15 protein-coding genes are annotated in these 18,148 nt (G+C 58.6%); 7 read left to right on the forward strand and 8 right to left on the reverse strand.

Annotated features, from left to right (window positions below):
- Window positions 1–281: 281 nt before the first annotated feature.
- Window positions 282–1,265 carry a tRNA glutamyl-Q(34) synthetase GluQRS gene (gluQRS, locus tag D8M23_RS10670; protein WP_126854757.1) on the reverse strand — a complete coding sequence of 328 codons (984 nt, stop codon included), beginning with the start codon at window positions 1,263–1,265 and terminating at the stop codon, window positions 282–284.
- A 534-nt stretch (window positions 1,266–1,799) separates the two neighbouring features.
- On the opposite strand from gluQRS, the gene D8M23_RS10675 reads away from it, so the two are divergent.
- Window positions 1,800–2,705, forward strand: coding sequence for an MBL fold metallo-hydrolase (locus tag D8M23_RS10675; RefSeq protein WP_006887955.1), 906 nt, complete (start codon window positions 1,800–1,802; stop codon window positions 2,703–2,705).
- Between the two features lie 47 nt (window positions 2,706–2,752).
- On the opposite strand, the gene menD is transcribed toward D8M23_RS10675, so the two are convergent.
- Both menD and D8M23_RS10685 read right to left on the reverse strand, forming a co-directional pair.
- On the reverse strand, window positions 2,753–4,600 hold the full coding sequence (gene menD / locus D8M23_RS10680) for a 2-succinyl-5-enolpyruvyl-6-hydroxy-3-cyclohexene-1-carboxylic-acid synthase (protein ID WP_126854758.1): 1,848 nt from the start codon (window positions 4,598–4,600) through the stop codon (window positions 2,753–2,755).
- Between the two features lie 47 nt (window positions 4,601–4,647).
- Window positions 4,648–5,769, reverse strand: coding sequence for an o-succinylbenzoate synthase (locus tag D8M23_RS10685; RefSeq protein ID WP_238693855.1), 1,122 nt, complete (start codon window positions 5,767–5,769; stop codon window positions 4,648–4,650).
- 148 nt (window positions 5,770–5,917) lie between these two features.
- Here D8M23_RS10685 and D8M23_RS10690 point away from each other — a divergent pair, with 148 nt between their 5' ends.
- Window positions 5,918–7,216 carry a phosphatase PAP2 family protein gene (locus D8M23_RS10690; protein WP_126854759.1) on the forward strand — a complete coding sequence of 433 codons (1,299 nt, stop codon included), beginning with the start codon at window positions 5,918–5,920 and terminating at the stop codon, window positions 7,214–7,216.
- Window positions 7,217–7,393: 177 nt separating this feature from the next.
- The gene (locus D8M23_RS10695) at window positions 7,394–7,771 is read left to right on the forward strand and encodes a cupin domain-containing protein (RefSeq protein WP_006887793.1); all 378 of its coding nucleotides are present in this window, start codon (window positions 7,394–7,396) and stop codon (window positions 7,769–7,771) included.
- A gap of 386 nt (window positions 7,772–8,157) precedes the next feature.
- Here the strand turns inward: D8M23_RS10695 and D8M23_RS10700 are convergent, their stop codons facing one another.
- The 3 genes from D8M23_RS10700 to D8M23_RS10710 all read right to left on the reverse strand — a co-directional run bounded on the left by D8M23_RS10700 (window position 8,158) and on the right by D8M23_RS10710 (window position 10,710).
- Window positions 8,158–8,979: an amino acid ABC transporter ATP-binding protein gene (locus D8M23_RS10700; protein ID WP_126500460.1), complete on the reverse strand. Its 822-nt coding sequence runs from the start codon at window positions 8,977–8,979 to the stop codon at window positions 8,158–8,160.
- Window positions 8,980–9,000: 21 nt separating this feature from the next.
- Complete coding sequence (locus D8M23_RS10705; protein ID WP_037288788.1) at window positions 9,001–9,804, reverse strand: amino acid ABC transporter permease; 804 nt, start codon at window positions 9,802–9,804, stop codon at window positions 9,001–9,003.
- 87 nt (window positions 9,805–9,891) lie between these two features.
- Complete coding sequence (locus D8M23_RS10710) at window positions 9,892–10,710, reverse strand: ABC transporter substrate-binding protein (protein ID WP_126854760.1); 819 nt, start codon at window positions 10,708–10,710, stop codon at window positions 9,892–9,894.
- A 319-nt stretch (window positions 10,711–11,029) separates the two neighbouring features.
- On the opposite strand from D8M23_RS10710, the gene D8M23_RS10715 reads away from it, so the two are divergent.
- The 4 genes from D8M23_RS10715 to D8M23_RS10730 all read left to right on the forward strand — a co-directional run bounded on the left by D8M23_RS10715 (window position 11,030) and on the right by D8M23_RS10730 (window position 14,951).
- Window positions 11,030–11,752 (forward strand): demethylmenaquinone methyltransferase, encoded by a 723-nt coding sequence (locus tag D8M23_RS10715; RefSeq protein ID WP_126854822.1) that lies wholly within the window; start codon window positions 11,030–11,032, stop codon window positions 11,750–11,752.
- Between the two features lie 146 nt (window positions 11,753–11,898).
- Window positions 11,899–12,921: a polyprenyl synthetase family protein gene (locus D8M23_RS10720; RefSeq protein ID WP_126854823.1), complete on the forward strand. Its 1,023-nt coding sequence runs from the start codon at window positions 11,899–11,901 to the stop codon at window positions 12,919–12,921.
- Between the two features lie 255 nt (window positions 12,922–13,176).
- On the forward strand, window positions 13,177–14,787 hold the full coding sequence (locus D8M23_RS10725) for a sodium-dependent transporter (RefSeq protein WP_126854761.1): 1,611 nt from the start codon (window positions 13,177–13,179) through the stop codon (window positions 14,785–14,787).
- Complete coding sequence (locus D8M23_RS10730; RefSeq protein WP_126500458.1) at window positions 14,787–14,951, forward strand: methionine/alanine import family NSS transporter small subunit; 165 nt, start codon at window positions 14,787–14,789, stop codon at window positions 14,949–14,951. The genes D8M23_RS10725 and D8M23_RS10730 overlap by 1 nt, the downstream gene beginning before the upstream one ends.
- Window positions 14,952–15,215: 264 nt before the next feature.
- On the opposite strand, the gene rarD is transcribed toward D8M23_RS10730, so the two are convergent.
- Window positions 15,216–16,148: an EamA family transporter RarD gene (rarD, locus tag D8M23_RS10735; protein WP_126854824.1), complete on the reverse strand. Its 933-nt coding sequence runs from the start codon at window positions 16,146–16,148 to the stop codon at window positions 15,216–15,218.
- A 371-nt stretch (window positions 16,149–16,519) separates the two neighbouring features.
- Window positions 16,520–18,028 carry a DUF6882 domain-containing protein gene (locus D8M23_RS10740; protein ID WP_126854762.1) on the reverse strand — a complete coding sequence of 503 codons (1,509 nt, stop codon included), beginning with the start codon at window positions 18,026–18,028 and terminating at the stop codon, window positions 16,520–16,522.
- Between the last annotated feature and the right edge of the window lie 120 nt (window positions 18,029–18,148).

Below are 18,148 nucleotides of genomic sequence, written 5' to 3' on the forward strand. Positions count from 1 at the left end.
AATATACGTCTTTATAAGTGGCCCGGGATACAGTCTAGCTTTCGTATCTCAAAAAACAAAGTCGAAATAGGGTTTGACGGGCTGAATAACGGGTATATATATGCCTTCGCTGGTGGGTTATCTACCCGGTTAATGTGAGAATGTGTTGGTTTATCTGCCGTGTGCATCCCCGCTATGACGGGGATGAAAGTTTTACCCGTTCCCGAGATAGGGTAAAACCCGCACAAACACATGTGGGGGTCTGAAAAAATTTCAAAGCCTTGGGGATGAGTCGTTTCGCATCATGAAATTTTAAGCGGGTCCCGCACCGTCCACGGCTCCAAGCTCATCCGTTGCGGGTCAAAAAAACGTAAAATATGCATCGCGCTTTCAAACACCTGCGCCCCGCCCGTTTTCTTAGGATCGGTGACGGGTATGGAAGCGGCAATCCAGCTCAGCACATCCGTCTCAGTAAATCCGGCCTGGCGCAGCTGCGGCAGAGTCACCGCGCCGTCGCGTTTAGCCAGGCGCTTACCCTCCTCATTCAGAGCTAGAGGAACATGCGCATACGTAACCGGCGGGTACCCCAGAAGATGCGCCACATACGCTTGGCGCGGCGCCGAAGACAGCAGATCATCCCCACGCACCACCTGGGTCACCCCCTGAAAATAATCGTCCACCACCACCGCCAGGTTATACGCGAATGTGCCGTCATTACGCACCAGCACAACATCATCCACTGCCGCCGTGTAGTCGCCGCGGAACATATCGTGCACCGTATACTCGCTCACCCCGGCGCGCAGACGGTAGGCAGGCGCTCGGTGTGCGCGACGTTCGGCGCGCTGCTGATCTGATAACTCCCGGCAGGTGCCCGGGTATGCGCCCGGGGCCCCATGCGGCGCGGTGGCGGCCTGCTGAATCTCACGCCGCGTGCAGTAGCACTCGTACACCATCCCAGCCGCCTGCAAGCGTTCAAACTCACGCTGGTACGCGTTCCGGCGGGTGCTCTGGTACAGCACCGGCTGCTCCCAATCGAGCCCCAGTGACGCTAAATCCGCCAGCTGCTGCTGTGCCGCGCCTTCCTTCACCCTATCGAGGTCTTCGATACGCATCACAAACCGCAGGTTTCCCTGTCGCGCCAGCATCCATGCCACAAGCGCGGTGCGCAGGTTCCCTAAGTGCAGGTCTCCCGAAGGAGAAGGGGCGTACCGGCCAGCCCCAGGGCGTGCGCCGGGGCTCGGTGAAACGGTGGCGGGTGCGGCGTTAAGGTGCGGTTCACGGGTCATAACACTATGGTACTTTCCCGCTGTGTTGTTAATATGCTCCGCCAGTGTGAAGGGGTGGCGTCGGTACTTTTCAGAATTTTCAATAGCACGCTGTACGCCCCCTGGTTGAAGTTTCATTCAAGATAAACTTGATATGCGTTTTTCCTCGAAGCATATACTGCATATCAATATGTCTGCTGCCGAAGCCTTTCGGTATTTATAATGATGTGCATAAACCGTGTGCTCTATTTCTTTCACACTGTGCCCAGTATGTACCCTAAAATAGCCCTTTGCAGCCCGTAAATAAAAGGAATGCAACGATATTTACAGTACCGAATATATGCTGTGGTGAACACTTCCAATAGGGATAAATATGTGAGCTGGCGCAATATAAAAAGACCGTGGCATGTGTGAGCTCGACGGTAGTTCAGAGAAAAAGAAACGTGAGGTTAACGGCACAAAAACCGGGGCATACAATGGAACATTAGAAAATGTTACGAAACCTTAATACAGCATATTCGCGCAAAAACTAGCCCGGTCAAGTACCGTTTAACTATGGCACAAACTATCGAACTAGCTGACGGCGTGTACCGTATTGCAACGGATAACTATCGTCTAAATACAGGACTTATCCTCGGCCTTGAGGCCGCCCTGGTGATCGATACCGGCGCTGGCCCCCGTCAAGGCACCGAAATATATGATGAAGTGCGCCGCCTAACCCGACTGCCTATTACCGTGGTTAATACTCACGCCCACTACGAGCGTTTCTTCGGCAACGATGTTTTCGTGGCCATGGGTGTGGAAGATTTCTGGGCGCACCCGCGCACCGTGCGAGCTATCGAAAAATATGGTGAATCGCAGCGGCCCTATGTTGAGACCTTAGAACCTGAAATGGCGCACCACCAAGGCCCGGCTACCGATATTATCGTGCCGAATAAACTCACCGCCCATAATGGTGAAGGCATTACGTTCACTCCCGTTGAGTTGGGGGAGCGCTCTGCGACCCTCATCTACCTGGGGCAGGGGCACACCAAAGGCGACCTGCTGGTGGGTGTTGAAGATGTGCTATTCGCGGGCGGCCTGCTGGAACAGGGCACCGACCCCTCCTTTGACGATTCGTACCCTGATCGCTGGGTAGAGACTATCGGGGCGCTGACTGAGCTTGACAGGTACAGCATCTACGTTCCCGGCCGCGGCGAGCCGGTTGACCGGGATTTTGTGGTGCGTGCCCGTGACACTATGGAGGCCGCTATTAAGGCGATCCGCACCTCCGCGATTGACCAGAATAACCCCTCCACCACGGCCTCGATGTTCCAGCTGCCCTACTCGCCGGGTACCACCCGCATTCTGCTGGACCGGCTGGCGTTCCTTGACGGCGGTAGCGATGCCGCCGCCCAGCCGGATGTGAGCGGCTTTACCGGGCCGATTACGATCGGTAAGGCGCATTCGGGGCAGCGGTAGTTTACTCTGGCAGCCCGCCCGCTGCGGCCCGCCCCAGGGTGGGCCGGTTAGGGGCGGTGAATGCTCACGCGCACCCCGGAGGCGGTGCCGAACCCGGCGGCCATGGCCTCTAAATCGGTGTTCTCGGCGGCGCGCACCGTAAAGAACCGGTCTACTGTGCGGGCGAATTGCTCCTGCCGGGCGAGTTCGCCGTGCTCTAGGGTGCTGAAGATACTGCCGCCCGAATCATCAAAAACATGCACCTCAAGGTTCGGCAGCAGCTCGGTGACGGGCAGGTTAAGCGCCGCCACGTCGTGCTGGAAGGTGAGGTCGCCGCACAATAGCCGTACCGGTGATGCGGCACCCCCCACCGTGCCGGTGCCGGTGGGGTAGTAGCCGGCTAAGGAAATGCCGATAGCGGTGGCAACCGTACCGTCAATACCGGCCAGCCCACGGTTTGCATACACACGTGCAGGGCCCGCCTCACCCAGTGCTGGCGCGGCCCTATCAAGGTCCCGCACCAGATTCGACGACCCCACAACGAGAGCGTGATGATCGGCGGCGCTTTGCACCCAGAGGCGGTGCGCTAGGGCCTGCCCGGCGGTACGATCCGCAGGGTCGGTATGTTCTGCCTGGTGGGGTGCGCTCTGTGAATGGTACTGCGCTATCCTGCGCTGGTTTTCGGCATATTGTGCGGTGCCTGCATCCGTCCACTGCTCTAGCCATTCGGCGCTGCCGGCGGCGGCGCCTTTAAGCGCAAAAATAGCTGCATCGGCAGGAAAATCTATTTCCTGTGCGGCGCGTGCGCCCGGCTCATACCAGCTGGCTTTACGCGGCGCGTAGTACGCTTGCGGGATGCTTTCCCGCCCCAGCAGGGCACTGATTGGTCGTGAGAGCGTGGGGTGCCCAAACAGTACCACCCGTTCAATCTGTGTCCCTAACTCGCTGCGTGCGTCCGTGCCGAGTAGCTCAACATAGTGGGGGATGGAGGTGCGCCCGCCGCGCGCACCGGAAGAGGGCTCCGCAAAAAGCGGCAGGTTCAAAGCGGAGGCGAACTCAGCGGCGAACGGCCCGGCCCCGTCCCCTGCGACCACCACCGTTTTGGGGGTTTGCGGGGTATCAGGCAGAGGGGTGCCGCAGGCGGCCTCAGCTTGGGCTGTTTTGTGTTGTACCAGCCACCCGGCTTCAATGGGGCTCAGCGCTGTGAGAGTGCCAGGGCCCTCATGGGGGGCTGTCCCTAAGTGCTCCGCCAGCTGCCGAGCCTCGGCGGCGTAGTCGGTGTGTTCGGTCAGTGAAGCCGCCCACTGCGGCAGGATGCGTGCGGTCTGCTCGTCCGGCACCAGCGGTGAGTCGAGGCACAGGTTAATATGGGCGGGGCCCAGCGGCTCGTCGCTGGCCCGTGACCAGTTGTGCGCATCCCTGCCGGTCAGAGCCGCCAGGCACCGTTTAAACGCCTGAGTTTGTTCCCCTTCGGACTGTTCGGGGTAGCGGGTCAGATCTGCGGATGCGCGCACAAAACGCCCATACAAGTTGTGCTGAAAAGTGGTCTGGTTGGCCCCTGTACCCCGCAGCTTTTCGGGCCTGTCGGCGCTGATAATGGCCAACGGAACCCCCGTATGGTACGCCTCCATGACCGCCGGAACATACTCACCCAGTGCCGTGCCCGAGGTGCATACCAGCCCCACCGGCCGCCCGGATGCTTTCGCAATACCAAGTGCGGTGAACCCTGCGGTGCGTTCATCAACCCGCACGTGCGCCACGATCGCGCCCGCGGTTTCGGCGGCAGCCACCGCATACGCCAGCGGTGCGCTGCGTGAACCGGGGGAGAGAACGATGTGGCGCATCCCGGCGCGGATGAGCGAATCAAGTACAGAGATGGCGCTGAGCATAGAGAGTGGTGTGCGGTTTTCAGTCACCTGACTATTCTAATGCTGCCTCGTTGACGGTGGGACTGTGTGTGCCCTTAGTCGCCCATATTCTCGTGGCCGTGCCGGGCCTCGGCTGTGACATATCCGCGGTGCAGCAGCCGCCAGCACCGTTTGATGCGTTCTAGCCACCATGTGCGTGTGGCGTGGTCTGCTGCGAGCGCCTTCAGCCGTGCCTCCTCGGGGGCTGCGGGCCGCACCGGTATGCGGCCGTTTTCGGCCACAAGGGGGGTGCTGCTCACATCGGTGTTCAGGAGTGAGACCGTTCCCAGCCCGCACCCGTAGGGCAGTTCGGGCAGGGATGCGGCCAGGTGCACACCCGTTGCGATACCCACCGAGGTTTCGAGCGCGGAGGAGATGACGGCTGGCAGCCCGGACTGTGCGATGACAGCGGATGCGCGCCGCACCCCGCCTAGCGGTGCCGCTTTGACGACGATCAGGTCGGCGGCGTTCGCCCGCGCCACGGTGAGCGGGTCATCAGCTTTGCGTACGAGTTCGTCTGCGGCGATGAGAACCGGAACCTGCGCATTGTCGAGTTGGGTGCGAAGCTGTTTCATGTCGTTAATGCTGCCTACGGGCTGTTCGGCGTACAGCAGGTTGTAGTCGCTCAGGGCTGTGAGTGCGGTGAAGGCCTGCGGCAGTGTCCACCCGGCGTTTGCGTCTATTTTGAGGCGGGCGTTGGGCAGGGCGGTGCGGGCGGCGGCGACCCTGGCGATGTCGTCGTCAAGGGTCTGTCCGCGTTCGGCGACTTTAATTTTTAGTTCCTGTATGTCGCCGTTGTAGTTATTAAGGACGTCGGGCACACGATGGGCGGGTACGGCGGGAAGGGTGGCGTTGACCGGCACCTGCTCGCGTACTGTTACGGTGGGCGGCAGGTAGGCTGCCTCTAGGGCACTGGATAACCAATGCGCGGCTTCGGCGTCGTCGTATTCTGGGAAGGGCGCGAATTCGCCCCAGCCGTAGGGGCCGCGGATGAGGGTGCTGTGCCGGGTGGTGACCCCTCGGAATGTGACGCGCATCCCCACGCTTATAACGCGTGCGGTGTTAAGGATTTTTTCGAGTGGGGGCAGCGGTGTTCCCTCAGAGACGAACCCGTAAGGGGTGATACCGGGGCTGTTGGAATCGCCGTGGTGCGTTGATATGGCGCGGGAAAACGGCACAGTGACCTCCTTTAACACGGGTGGGTATTCCCTGCAAACTCCCAGCTTTGAGTTGAGAATTTTATTCTTTTTCATAGCTTAACCTGAGATAGTTAGGACTGATAATGCCCAGATGCGGCGGTACTGACGATTGATCCAGGAGGACACCATGGCAAAACGCAGTACGGCACATACCGCCTCGGCTCATGACTCCACCGCGCCTGATGATTCAACGATTCCCTTGGGCGAGGTGCCCGAGGCTACCGAAGTTTTAGGTGCTGAAGAAGAGACAATAGGCGCAACCCGTAACCCGTACCAGCGGCGTAGCGCCTCCGGTACGGCGCAGATGCCGCATGTGCCTGATCCGCACTCGCCGCCTACACCCGCCCAGGGGTACCCTGCGGCACCTCATTCGGCTGGCGCTTATGATGCTGACCCTACGGAGCATCTTCCCTATAGTGCGGATCCCCAGTTTTCTTCAAGTCCTCAGTATGCTCAAGCCCCCCAGCAGTACCCTCCGAATGCGCAGTACGGTGGCCCGGCTGGGTATGTGGCTTATGGGGTTCCGCCGCAGGCGCCCGGTGCCGCCCCTGAGGGGTACGCCGATACCGGGCGGCCTGGTACACGCATTATTCTGCAGCATCTTTTTGCGCTGTTTGTGTTTGCGGTGGGTGCTGTCGCCAGCCTTTATTTTTTTGTGGGCACCTACCGTGGGCAGCAGCTTGATGAGGACGCCCTGAACGAATACGGTAAGCAGTTCAGCGGTTATGAGGGCCCCACCTTAAAGGCTCTCGATAACCTGCCGTATGTGGTGGTGGCGTTGGCCGTGGTGGGGCTGGTGCTGGTGCTGATATGGAAGCATCATTTCGTGTCGGCGGTGGTGGGCGTGTTCACGGCTGCTGCGGCAACTGTGAGTACGCAGTTGCTGAAGAATACTTTGGTGAAACCCAACTACGGTGTTCAGGAGGCGGTGCTGAACTCGGCCCCTAGCGGACATACCACTTTGGCGGCGGCCGCAGGTGCGGCTATTTTCTTGGCGGCCCCGCGTTCGCTCCGCCCGGCGGTTGCGGTGTTGGGGTCGTTGGCGACCTGCCTGACGGGTATGGCGACCATGATTAATAACTGGCACCGCCCGGGGGATGTGGTGAGCGCTATCTTTGTGACCGCGTTTTGGACGGTGATCGGGCTGATGGTGCTGCGGTATTTCCGCCGCTCAGAGTTCAGGGGCGGTAAACGAACAATTGGCTCGGTGATTGTGCCGCTTCTGACGATTGCGACCCTGTTCTTGGGGTTCTGCTCGGTGGTGCTGTACCTGATTGTTTCGGTGTCGTCTTTGCCGGGCGGGGTGTTTGTGGCATCCACCAGTATGGTGTTGGCTGTTGGCACCGGGTGCGCGGCTGCACTGATTGGGCTGCTGCGCCCGCGTAACCGGCCGCGTCCAGCGTACACCAAGGTGTGGTCGTACTAGTTTTCCGCGGTTTTTCACGCCGCCACAGGGCATGATACTTGTGATGGAAAGCATTTTGCGGGGTGGAAAACCGAGGCGTAATATTGGCACTGTACATGCGATATTGGTGTTTTAGAGGGCGGGCTCAAAGCCTATCCCCCGTAAGAAATACCGTCGCACACGACGAAAGGTAAACCCATGGCAGGCACCCACGAAGGTCGCGTCATCATCTTCCCGCAGCTCACCGAGCAGCTTACCCCCTTTGAGGATAAGCCGCAGGCTAAGAAGCTTATTGACGCTGATGGGGGGAACCTTATCCTCATGGAGCTTGCCGCCGGGCAGTCGTGGCATGAGCACCACAGCGTGCACCCGGTGGTTGTGCAGGCTCTGAAAGGCAAGATTGATTTCCGTGTGAAAGGCCAGAGCGTCATTCTGGTGCCCGGCAAGCCGATCCATGTGACGGCGGACCTGCTGCATTCGCTCACGGCGCTGGAGGATTCCACGCTCATGGTTACTATGCTCACCGGTGAGTCGCATCCTGATGCGAAACCCACTGTTGAATTCGATGAAATTTAGCGGACTCACCCCGCCCGCAGGCTTTCACTCAACAGTATTCACTCTCTTCGATTCACTCCTTTAAGCGCGGAGGCGCCCCGGTTGCTGGAAACCGGGGTGCCACTGTTTAACCGGGGAAAATCATATGCTGTGTGCAGGGGAGCGATACATAATCTGGCGTAAACTGCTAACCATATGGCGCGAATTGCTAATGATGTTTTTCTATGCTGGTAATACAACCGGATCAAGAACGCATAAGACAACCCATACAAGGAGAAAAATGCCCCAGGTTATTCTGCTTACCGGCGCAAGCTCAGGCATCGGCTACAACACAGCTAAGGATCTCGCCGCCCCGCCTTTAACGTCATACTTGGCGGGTGTGCACCGGCCGCCTCACGGGGGGAACGCTACGCTTTAGCTTGTGTGGCGGAAGCATCCTTAGCTGTGTCCTGCTGCGCTTTAGCAACGTGGGTGGGGTCCAGCACACGCGCTAAGAAAGTCTTGGTACGCTCATGCTGCGGGTTGCCGATCACCTGCTCGGCGGGGCCTTCCTCTACCACCACACCGTCAGCCATGAAAACCACGCGGTCGGCCACGTCCCGGGCGAACACCATCTCGTGGGTGACCACGAGCATGGTCATCCCCTCGTCGGCCAGCTCACGCATAATGCCGAGCACATCACCGACCATTTCGGGGTCGAGGGCACTGGTGGGCTCATCAAACAGCATCAGCTCGGGGTTCATGGAGAGCGCCCGTGCGATAGCCACACGCTGCTGCTGCCCGCCCGAGAGCTGGCTCGGCAGGCTGTTTTCCTTACCGGCAAGCCCCACCTTCGCCAGCTGCTCGCGCGCCACCTGCTCGGCGGTTGCCTTGCTGCGCCCCAGCACCTTCACCTGCGCTATGGTGCAGTTATCGAGTACGCTCAGGTGCCCGAACAGGTTGAACTGCTGGAACACCATACCCATGCGGGTGCGCACCGCGTTAATATCCACATCCGGGTCGGTGACTTCGGTGTGGCCCACGGTGATGGTTCCGCCCTGAGGCTCTTCAAGCAGGTTCACGCACCGCAGCAGAGTCGATTTACCTGAACCGGAAGGGCCGATCAGGCACACCACCTCACCCGGTTCCACCTCAATATCAATACCTTTGAGCACCTGTAGTTTGCCGTAGGACTTATTGAGGCCCTTAATGCTCACGGATGCCGGTGCCGGCTTCATTGTCTCAGTCATCGTAATGTTCTCCTTCACCGGTTACTTGCGTGATGCGCCCGTGCGCTTCTCAAAATATGCGGATAGCTGCCCCAGCGGCACGGTAATAATCAGGTAGCACAGGCCTGCGACCACCAGCGGGGTGAGCCCCGCACCGGATGCGGTAATACCCTCACGCCCGAATTTCGCCAGCTCGTACTGCGCGATTTGCACACCCAGCAGGTACACGAGGGAGGAATCCTTAGTCAGCAGAATAACTTCGTTCGTCAGCGGCGGCAGCACAATGCGGAATGCCTGCGGAATAACCACCGAGAGCATCGCCCGGGTGTGTGACATGCCCAGCGACCGCGCCGCCTCGTACTGGCCCTTCGGAACCGCCTGCAGTCCGGCACGCAGCACCTCGCTGATATAGGCAGAGGACACCAGTCCGAGGGAGAGTGTTACCGGAATGAGGTTATCGACAAACCGGATTTTGAAGGCGAGGGGAATGCCGTAGCCGAAGGCAAAGAACACCAAGAGTGCCGGAATGCCACGGAAAATTTCGACATAGATTGTCGCCAACCACCGATAGGGTGCGATTGATGAGATACGCATGAGCGCCAGGATAAGGCCAAGGCTTAGACCCACGGCGAAACCCAGGGCCGTGTAGATCAGGGTATTCTTGAGCGCTACCGTAATAACGTTCGGGAACTGCTTTTGCGCAACCTCAAGGTTGAATACCTGGCTGGAAAGCGTTTTCCAGTCGGCAAGGGCAATAATAAGAACCGCGATAACCGCCAGCAGAGCATACTGGGAGTACCGGAACATCGCCTGTTTTTTGCGGGGAGATAGTTTATTCTGTGCCATCGTTACACTAACGTAGTCTGTGGTGATCGTGATATTCAGGATGCGCGGCGCACGTTAGCGAACGAACGCGCGCCGCGCTAATCGCGGTTAGTTTGCGCTGGATGAAGATGCGGATGAGGGCGAAGACTTAGTCTTGGTCCACTTTTCCTTGATCTTATCGAGTTCGCCGCTGGACTTGAGCTGCTGAATTGTCTTATTTGCTTTATCCAGCAGGGCTTTCTTTTCGGGGGCTACCGCACCGGCAATCTGGTCGGCATTTTCCGAGGTCTGGTAGGCGATCTTGAAAGAGTCGGGGTCTTTGGTCAGAGCCTCAGAAATAACCGAGAGGTTTGCCGAGACGGCCTGCACCTGACCGGTCTTCAAGGCCGAGAACATGAGTTCGTTGTCCTCGTACTGCACAACGTCCGCGCCTTTTTCTTTGGCATAGGATTCGCCGCTGGTTGCCTGCTGAGCGCCGACTTTGGCGTTCTTAAGATCTTCGACGGAGGAGATCTTAGAGTTTTTGGGAACCAGAATTGCCTGGTTGTCTTCGAAATAGACATCGGTGAATTCCATCTTGGACTTCCGCTCGTCGGTTACGCTGATACCCCCGAGCGCAATATCGCATTGTCCGCTGGTGAGCCCGGTACCCGAATCGAGGCCTTCAAAGCTGATGGAGGTGAGCTGTGCTTCTGCACCCAGGTCTTTGGCGATAGCGTTTGCGATATCTGCATCGATACCTACGATTTTTCCGTTTTCTTCGTATTCGAAGGGCATGTAGGGGGTGTTGGTGCAGACGGTGAGGACTCCGTTGTTGATGAGGTTTACCTCTCCGTTTTCGCTGTCGGATGCGGTTGAGACGCATCCGCTCAACAGCAGGGGGGCGAGAGCGAAAAGCGCGAGGGTTTTCTTGGTAGCGGTGGTCATGGTCTCTCCGTAGGTGGATGACGTTTATCGGGCTTTCTCTAGTCTGCACCCAAACGATAAAGAATGCAAATAATATAATAAATATTCATAAAATTACTGAAAATACAGGATATGGATATCCTGAATGCGCATAATCGCCCGAAATGGCGGGGAACAAGTGCCCCCCGAAGACAGTGAATATTCATGAGTTCCGCGCCGTCAAAGGGTGAAAACACCCCGCACCCCCACGCACTCCGCCTCCTCGCAGAAAGTGTTCAACTATCCACCAGCGGTAGAACATGCCACAATTGAAGGCGTGAGCACCACAGAAAAGAACCCCATGCCCCGCAACTCCGCCAGAAGCCGCGCGAGCCTTGATAAAAAAACCGGCGACATCGCCGCCATGTTCGACACCGTCGCGCACCGCTACGACCTCATGAACGGCATCCTGTCACTGGGGCAGCACCTGCGCTGGCGCAAACACACCGTCGCTGCCGTCGAGGCGCACCCCGGCCAGAAAATACTCGACGTTGCCGCCGGAACCGGCACATCCTCCGAGCCTTTCGCCGACGCCGGGGTAGATGTTATCGCCGCAGACCTCTCCGAAGGGATGCTGGAGGTCGGACGCAAACGCCGCCCCGATATGACGTTCGTGCAGGCTGACGTCACCAACCTCCCCTTCAGCGACAGCACCTTCGACGCGGTCACCATGTCCTACGGGCTGCGCAACGTGGCTGACTACCCAAAGGCCTTGCGCGAACTGTACCGAGTCACCAAACCCGGCGGGCGTATTGTCGTCCTCGAATTTTCCACCCCCACCTTCGCCCCATTCGGTAAGGTATATAAAAAGTACATTATGCAGGCAATACCGCCAGTAGCGCGCGCTATCTCCTCAAACCCTGAATCCTACGAATACCTTGCGGAGTCGATTATTGCCTGGCCTAACCAGCGTGACCTTGCCCAAGAATTCGCGTGCGCAGGCTGGCGAGACGTCAAATACCGCAACCTCTCCGGCGGAATCGTTGCCATTCACCGCGGCTTCAAACTCGCAGAGCCTAACTAAATAGTCCAAAATGTATACTACGGCCAAGTCAGCAGACCACTGCACCTTGGCGCACCCACTCACCCGGCACCAAACGCACAGCATCAATAAGAGAAGGCACAGTGAGCGCAAGCAACACAGAACAGCCCATCGCGGCAACCGAATTCATGGCGGCAGATGACTTTACTCTGCCCGCAGGGTTCGAACTCATCGCGGCAGACCCCGAGCTTGGGCCGCGTATTCTCACCTCCTTAGCGCGTATCGAAGAGCGCCTGGGAGAAGCCATCACCCAAACCGATAAGCTTGCGGATGTTGCCTCACGCCACCTGCTGCTCGCCGGAGGTAAACGCGTGCGCCCGCTGCTGACCCTGCTCGCTGCTGCCGTGGACGGACAGATTAACGACGATGTGACTGAGGCTGCGGTGGTTGTCGAGCTCACCCACCTGGCGACCCTCTACCATGACGACGTGATGGACGAAGCCCCCAAACGCCGCGGAGTAGACACCGCACAAATCATCTGGGGCAACTCCGTTGCTATCCTCACCGGCGATCTCATCTTCTCCCGCGCCTCACTGCTCGTCTCAGAGTTGGGCACCCGCCCCATGAAAATTCAGGCGCAAACCTTTGAACGCCTCGTGCTGGGGCAGCTGTACGAAACAACCGGACCGCGCGAACACCAAGACATTCTTGACCACTACATCGCCGTCATTGAAGGCAAAACCGGTTCACTCATCGCCGCGGCGGGGGAGTACGGCTCCCTGCTGTCGGGGGCAAGCGAAGAGACCGTGCAGATCATGGCTCGCTACGGTGAACTCGTGGGGGTGGCCTTCCAGCTCGCCGATGACGTGATCGATATCGTCAGCGACGGCGCCTCCTCCGGCAAAACACGCGGCACCGACCTGCGCGAAGGCGTGCCGACCCTGCCCACCATCCTGCTCGACCGTGCCGCAGACGCTGGGGATGAATCCGCCCGTGAAGTGCGTGCCCTCATTGACACCGACCTCAGTACTGATGAGGCGTTGGGGGCCGCCGTGTCCGCGCTTGCCGCGCACCCGGTTACAGAGCAGGCATGGCGGATTGCCTACGAATGGGCTGACCGTGCGATTGCGGCGCTCGCGCCTCTGCCTGAAAGCACTGCGAAAGCTGCCCTCACCTCGTTCGCCCACGCCGTGGTGCACCGTGAAGGGTAACTATAGGGTTAAGCTCACAACCTTAAAGCGAGGCATGCAGGCCCAAGCACATTGACCGCATGTATTAAATACTGTAAACCTTTTAGAGTTATGCTCCCGGTCATACCCGGTACCGGCGGCATCGACGAAGGAGACACGCCGCAACCAGCGTGCATCCCGATATCGGCACCGCACCCCGCACCTCACCGGCGCGAGGGGTGCCTTTTGCCATGCAAATGTGCACACGTGAACATCTAGACCGAGGTATACCAAACCATGGGAGCAACTCCTGCTAAAACCCCGGCGAAACGTGAAGGATTCTCAAGCCGCAGAGTCTTCCTGTTCGCCGCCATCGGCTCAGCTGTGGGGCTGGGCAATATCTGGCGTTTCCCTGCTGCAGCCTATAAAAACGGCGGCGGCGCCTTCATGATCCCCTATATTGTGGCGCTGCTGACGGCCGGGATCACCTTCCTCTTCTTCGACTACGCAATCGGCCACCGCGGGCGCGCATCGTCCCCGCTGGCGTTCCGCCGTCTCAACCGCAAAACCGAGTTCATCGGCTGGTGGCATATGGGCATTAACTCGGTGATCGCCATCTACTATGCCGCGATTATCGCCTGGTCGGTGCGGTACATGATTTTCTCGTTCAACCAAGAATGGGGCGACGACGCGAAAACCTTCTTCATGAAGGACTTCCTGAAAGTGGGGGAGCGGCAGCTTTCGCTCGACTTTAACCCCGGCATTCTCATTCCGCTGGTGCTGGTGTGGCTTTCCCTGATCGTCATTATGGCGCTGGGCGTGCAAAAAGGCGTGGGCGCCGCCAACGTGGTGTTTATGCCCCTGCTGATTCTGATGTTCGTGGGTCTGGTGGCGTACTCACTCACCCTGCCCGGGGCGATGACCGGTCTGAACACCCTGTTCAGCCCCGACTGGGGAGCGCTGGCTAACGGCCAGGTCTGGGTTGCAGCCTACGGGCAGATCTTCTTCTCGCTCTCCATCGGCTTCGGCATTATGGTCACCTACGCCTCCTACCTGAAGCCCAAGACCGACCTGACCGGTTCGGGTACCGTCGTGGGCTTTGCCAACTCCGGGTTTGAGCTGCTGGCGGGTATTGGTGTGTTCGCTGCGCTGGGCTTTATGGCACAGGCACAGGGCGTCGCCGTAGGCAAAGTTGTCGAAGAAGGCACCGGCTTGGCTTTCATCGCCTTCCCCACCATTATTTCCCAGGCGCCGGCGGGGGCGCTCATCGGGTTCCTGTTCTTCGGCTCCCTGCTGTTCGCCGGGTTCACCTCGTTCATCTCGATTCTTGAGGTCATTATCGCCGGTGTGCAGGATAAAGCCGGTACGTCACGCCTGATCTCGACCATGATCGTGATTATTCCGCTGGCGATTATCTCGACCCTGCTGATGCCCACCTCATCCGGCCTGTACGTGCTGGATATTCTCGACAACTTCGTGAATAACTTCGGTATTCTCGCTGCTGGCCTGACCTCCATTGTTGTGGTCGTCTACTGTGTGCGGGCCCTACCGACTTTGCGGGATCACCTGAACTCTGTCTCCTCCTTCAAGGTGGGGTGGCTCTGGATGATTCTTCTGGCGGTAGTTACCCCGCTGATCCTGGGGTACAGCCTAATATCCACGTTCTTCACGTCCCTCTTTAAACCTTATGAGGGGTACCCGGCGGAGCTGCTTCTGATCTTCGGCTGGGGCATGGTGGCATTCCTCATCATCGGCTCCATCGTGATTTCATTCCTGCCGTGGTCACATAAGTCACGCGCCGCCGAGGAACCCCCGGCACCGCCCGTTATCGGCGGTCAGCTCGCCCACACGCATGTGGACGACGCCGCGCGGAAAGCACACGCAAAAGCACAGGGTGAGGAGGCATAATGAGCGGTGCAGCTATCGCTATGATGATCGTGGCAATCCTCATTATCTGGGGCGGTCTGGGGTTCGCGCTGCTGAACCTGTACAAGCACCCCGAAACCGATACCGGCGACTCTGATGAGGCCCCCGCACGTTCGGGTACCGAGGGAACATCCGCCGCATCGTAACGGGTGCTCCGCACCTTGCTAGGATGTAAAACTAAAAGAATATAAATACATAAATTGTGCACGCCACTCATAAAACAACGGGTGGCGTGCACAATTTTATGGTCCGTAAAATATTGAAAACTTCGCATAAAATGGGCGTTATAAACTACATTCACAGACCACAATCTTCTGTCGTCATTTATACGCTAATCAATAAATTTACCAATAATTTTTCACCATATTCGGTGTGCCCAGGATTTATGCATTGATGCAATAGGTGATTTTTTATTCCCCGCGTTGCACAATAGGTACCATACCGGTCTCGGGGTCTGCCGTGCGCGAAAGACGCGAGGTACGTGAAGCCCGCACCGCATCGGCCGTGAAAATCACCAGCGCCACCCAAATGATGCTCAGCCCCAGCCATTTCTCGGCGCCAATATGGTCTTTCAGCACGAACACCGCCAAGAAAAACTGGATGCTCGGCCCCACATACTGCACCATCCCGATCACCGTCAGCGGCAAGCGTTTAGCCGCCGCCGCAAACGCTATGAGCGGCACCGCCGTCACCACCCCCGTGGAGGCCAACAGCAAAAACCGCCCCGGCGCGGTGAACATTGTGGACTGCCCCGTACCCTGCACCCACACCAGCGCCAGCAGGGCAACAGGAATGAGCAGCAGCGTCTCCAAGGACAACGAAACCACCGGTGCAACCGTGCCGCCAACCCGGCTTTTAAGAAGCCCATAAATGCCGAAACTAAACGCCAGGCCCAACCCGATGAACGGCACCTGCCCATACACGACGCTCATGATCAGCACGGCCACCGCCGAGAGCCCCACAGCCACCCACTGCGCCACCCGCAGCCGCTCCTTCAGGAAAATCACGCCCAAACTCACCGACACCAGCGGGTTAATGAAATACCCCAGGGAGGCATCAATCGTGCGCCCCGTGGTGGTGGCAAGCACATAAATAAACCAGTTCACCCCAATCAGCAGGGACGCCGCAAACAGCACGAGCGTGGCCCGCCTATTCCTCAGCACCTCAACGAACCCGCCGGTCAGCTTCAGCATCGGTAGCAGTGCCGCGCAGAAAATCAGGGAGAAAACCACGCGTGAGGCCACAATTTCAACGGGGGAGGCATCCGCCATGAGATTGAAATACAGCGGCAGCATACCCCACATCAGGTAGGTAATGATCGCGTAGAAAAGCCCGGTGCGCATATGTGATGGGGCGCGGTTTGCTGCCAATGCGGCTCCTTATCTACAGTGGGACAGTGGGGTGGTTGTGCGGTTACAGCCCTGCGGTGAAGCATGATGCGGCCCGCGGGACACGTTTTCCACTATACCTATCGCCGGGTACCCGTACCACGCCTGCTGTGAGCATATTATGCGGCGTGGCTCTGTATCGTGAGCGCCCCTCCCCAGATATGCGGCAGCCGCTGGGCCGTAAACTACGGGTCCGCTGGCGGCGTCAAGGTGGCAGGGGGGATAGACGCCAGCGGGTTCGCAGCAAAAAGTACGCCACCTTGCGGGTGTGCAAGGCGGCGTACCGTGTATTGTTTCCGCGCCGCAATAACCGGCGGTTACGGGATTTAGAGCCCGAAGAACCGCGAGAAGAAGCCCTTCTTCTTGCCCTCTTCGTCGGTTTTGTGCTCCTGCTGTACCGGCTCGGGGTACTCCGGTTCGTGCTCCTCCGGCTCGACGTGTTCAGGTTCAGCGTGTTCAGGCTCGGTATGTTCAGGTTCTAGAGGCTCGGGCAGCTCCTCCGGCTCCTGCTCGGGGTGCTCCAGCTCTTCCTCCGGTGCGTGGATCAGCTCTTCATCAATGCTGATTCCGATATGCTCCTCTTGCACCTCAACAACCTCAGTGACGCCGGTGTGAACCTCGTCTTCGTGCACCTGAAGATCCACGGTCTCAGCCTCGTAAGCGTCCTCGGCCTCCCCATCGCGGTACGCCCCCGCGGGTAGGGTGGAGGTGGTCACGGTGCCGTGCTCGGAATCTTCGCGCGGGTCCTGATCGAAGGGTGCCTCGGTATCCGGGTACAGGTGCTCGGTGGTCGAGACGCCCGTAACCTTCTCACGCTCAGCCTTGGCCTGTTCACGCTCAGCTTTCTCCCGCTCAGCCTTGGCTTTCTGAGCCGCTTCACGTTCGGCTTTCTGGGCTGCCATCTTCTCGCGTTCTGCGCGTTCAGCTTGTTCACGCTCCACCTTGGCGCGTTCTGCCGCGCGTTCAGCTTCGGCCCGCTCCTGCTGTTCAGCCCGTTCAGCCTCAGCACGGGCAGCAGCCTTCTGCGCGGCCTGCTGCTCACGTTCAGCATTTTGCTGCTGGGCCTCGGCGGCAGCCACTTTCTCAAGGCTTTCGCGTGCTTGTGCCAGCGCAGCGCGATGCTCAGCCGCCTGGGACAAACATTTCGCCAGCACCTCCGGGCCCACCTGGGGTTTGGCTTCTTCAATGCCGCTCATGCGGCCCTCATCAAACCATAGGCGCAATGCCCCGTCGGTGAGGGTCAGTACAGCGGTTGCCTCGGTATCCCAGGCGATGTGGAAACCGCGCTGTTTCGCGTATGAATCGACTGCAAGAACCTGATTAACAATATTCTCACCCTGCAGGGTTTGAGCGATAACGCGGCCCACACGTTTCATGGTTGGCTCCGGCAGCACCAGCTCGTCCCCGTCAAGCAGGGTCCAGGCACGCACCCCGGCACCAGCGGGTAGGGGGTAGTGCGCGTAGAGGCCGGTCACAGTCTTTGACGCTAGGGTCAGGTGTCGCGCCAGCGAATCAGAAAGCGGAATTTCGTCGGTGCTTAGCTCTGTCAGGGACTTTTTCTCGCCGGCTTCTCGTGCCTGCACCGCAGCAGAGACCACAGCGTCCGGGAAATACCCCAGCTGCTGCCACGACCACACCCAGGTTCCCCGGTTTTCAGATTCGGTACCCAGCAGGTAAGGTCGAAGTGAGACCGGGGGAGTGGTCTCAAAACTTAACGACTGAGCCGTAAAATCAACATCCCATTGCGCCGCTCCCACCAGTTCGGCCACACGAGCCTGGTACTCGGTCGAGATAAAGATTGACGCGTCGATCAGTTCCTGCAGAGAATTTGTCATGTACTTAAGGTTAGCAACCTTTCGCACTAAATAAGCACCTCAAAACCGTTATTTCGCTTCGTGAATTTAGAAATATTCTTGATAACCCAGCGTTTTTACCCGCATCTGTGCACCTTGAGA

It is taken from the genome of Rothia sp. HSID18067, assembly GCF_003989445.1.
GTDB lineage: Bacteria > Actinomycetota > Actinomycetes > Actinomycetales > Micrococcaceae > Rothia > Rothia aeria.

Coding starts and splice junctions, on each gene's coding strand:
- D8M23_RS10710 (WP_126854760.1), bottom strand. CDS start 10,710: ATGACCACCGCTACCAAGAAAACCCTCGCGCTTTTCGCTCTCGCCCCC.
- D8M23_RS10675 (WP_006887955.1), top strand. CDS start 1,800: ATGGCACAAACTATCGAACTAGCTGACGGCGTGTACCGTATTGCAACG.
- D8M23_RS10700 (WP_126500460.1), bottom strand. CDS start 8,979: ATGACTGAGACAATGAAGCCGGCACCGGCATCCGTGAGCATTAAGGGC.
- D8M23_RS10690 (WP_126854759.1), top strand. CDS start 5,918: ATGGCAAAACGCAGTACGGCACATACCGCCTCGGCTCATGACTCCACC.
- rarD (WP_126854824.1), bottom strand. CDS start 16,148: ATGCGCACCGGGCTTTTCTACGCGATCATTACCTACCTGATGTGGGGT.
- D8M23_RS10730 (WP_126500458.1), top strand. CDS start 14,787: ATGAGCGGTGCAGCTATCGCTATGATGATCGTGGCAATCCTCATTATC.
- D8M23_RS10720 (WP_126854823.1), top strand. CDS start 11,899: ATGGCGGCAGATGACTTTACTCTGCCCGCAGGGTTCGAACTCATCGCG.
- D8M23_RS10705 (WP_037288788.1), bottom strand. CDS start 9,804: ATGGCACAGAATAAACTATCTCCCCGCAAAAAACAGGCGATGTTCCGG.
- D8M23_RS10725 (WP_126854761.1), top strand. CDS start 13,177: ATGGGAGCAACTCCTGCTAAAACCCCGGCGAAACGTGAAGGATTCTCA.
- D8M23_RS10740 (WP_126854762.1), bottom strand. CDS start 18,028: ATGACAAATTCTCTGCAGGAACTGATCGACGCGTCAATCTTTATCTCG.
- D8M23_RS10715 (WP_126854822.1), top strand. CDS start 11,030: ATGCCCCGCAACTCCGCCAGAAGCCGCGCGAGCCTTGATAAAAAAACC.
- gluQRS (WP_126854757.1), bottom strand. CDS start 1,265: ATGACCCGTGAACCGCACCTTAACGCCGCACCCGCCACCGTTTCACCG.
- D8M23_RS10695 (WP_006887793.1), top strand. CDS start 7,394: ATGGCAGGCACCCACGAAGGTCGCGTCATCATCTTCCCGCAGCTCACC.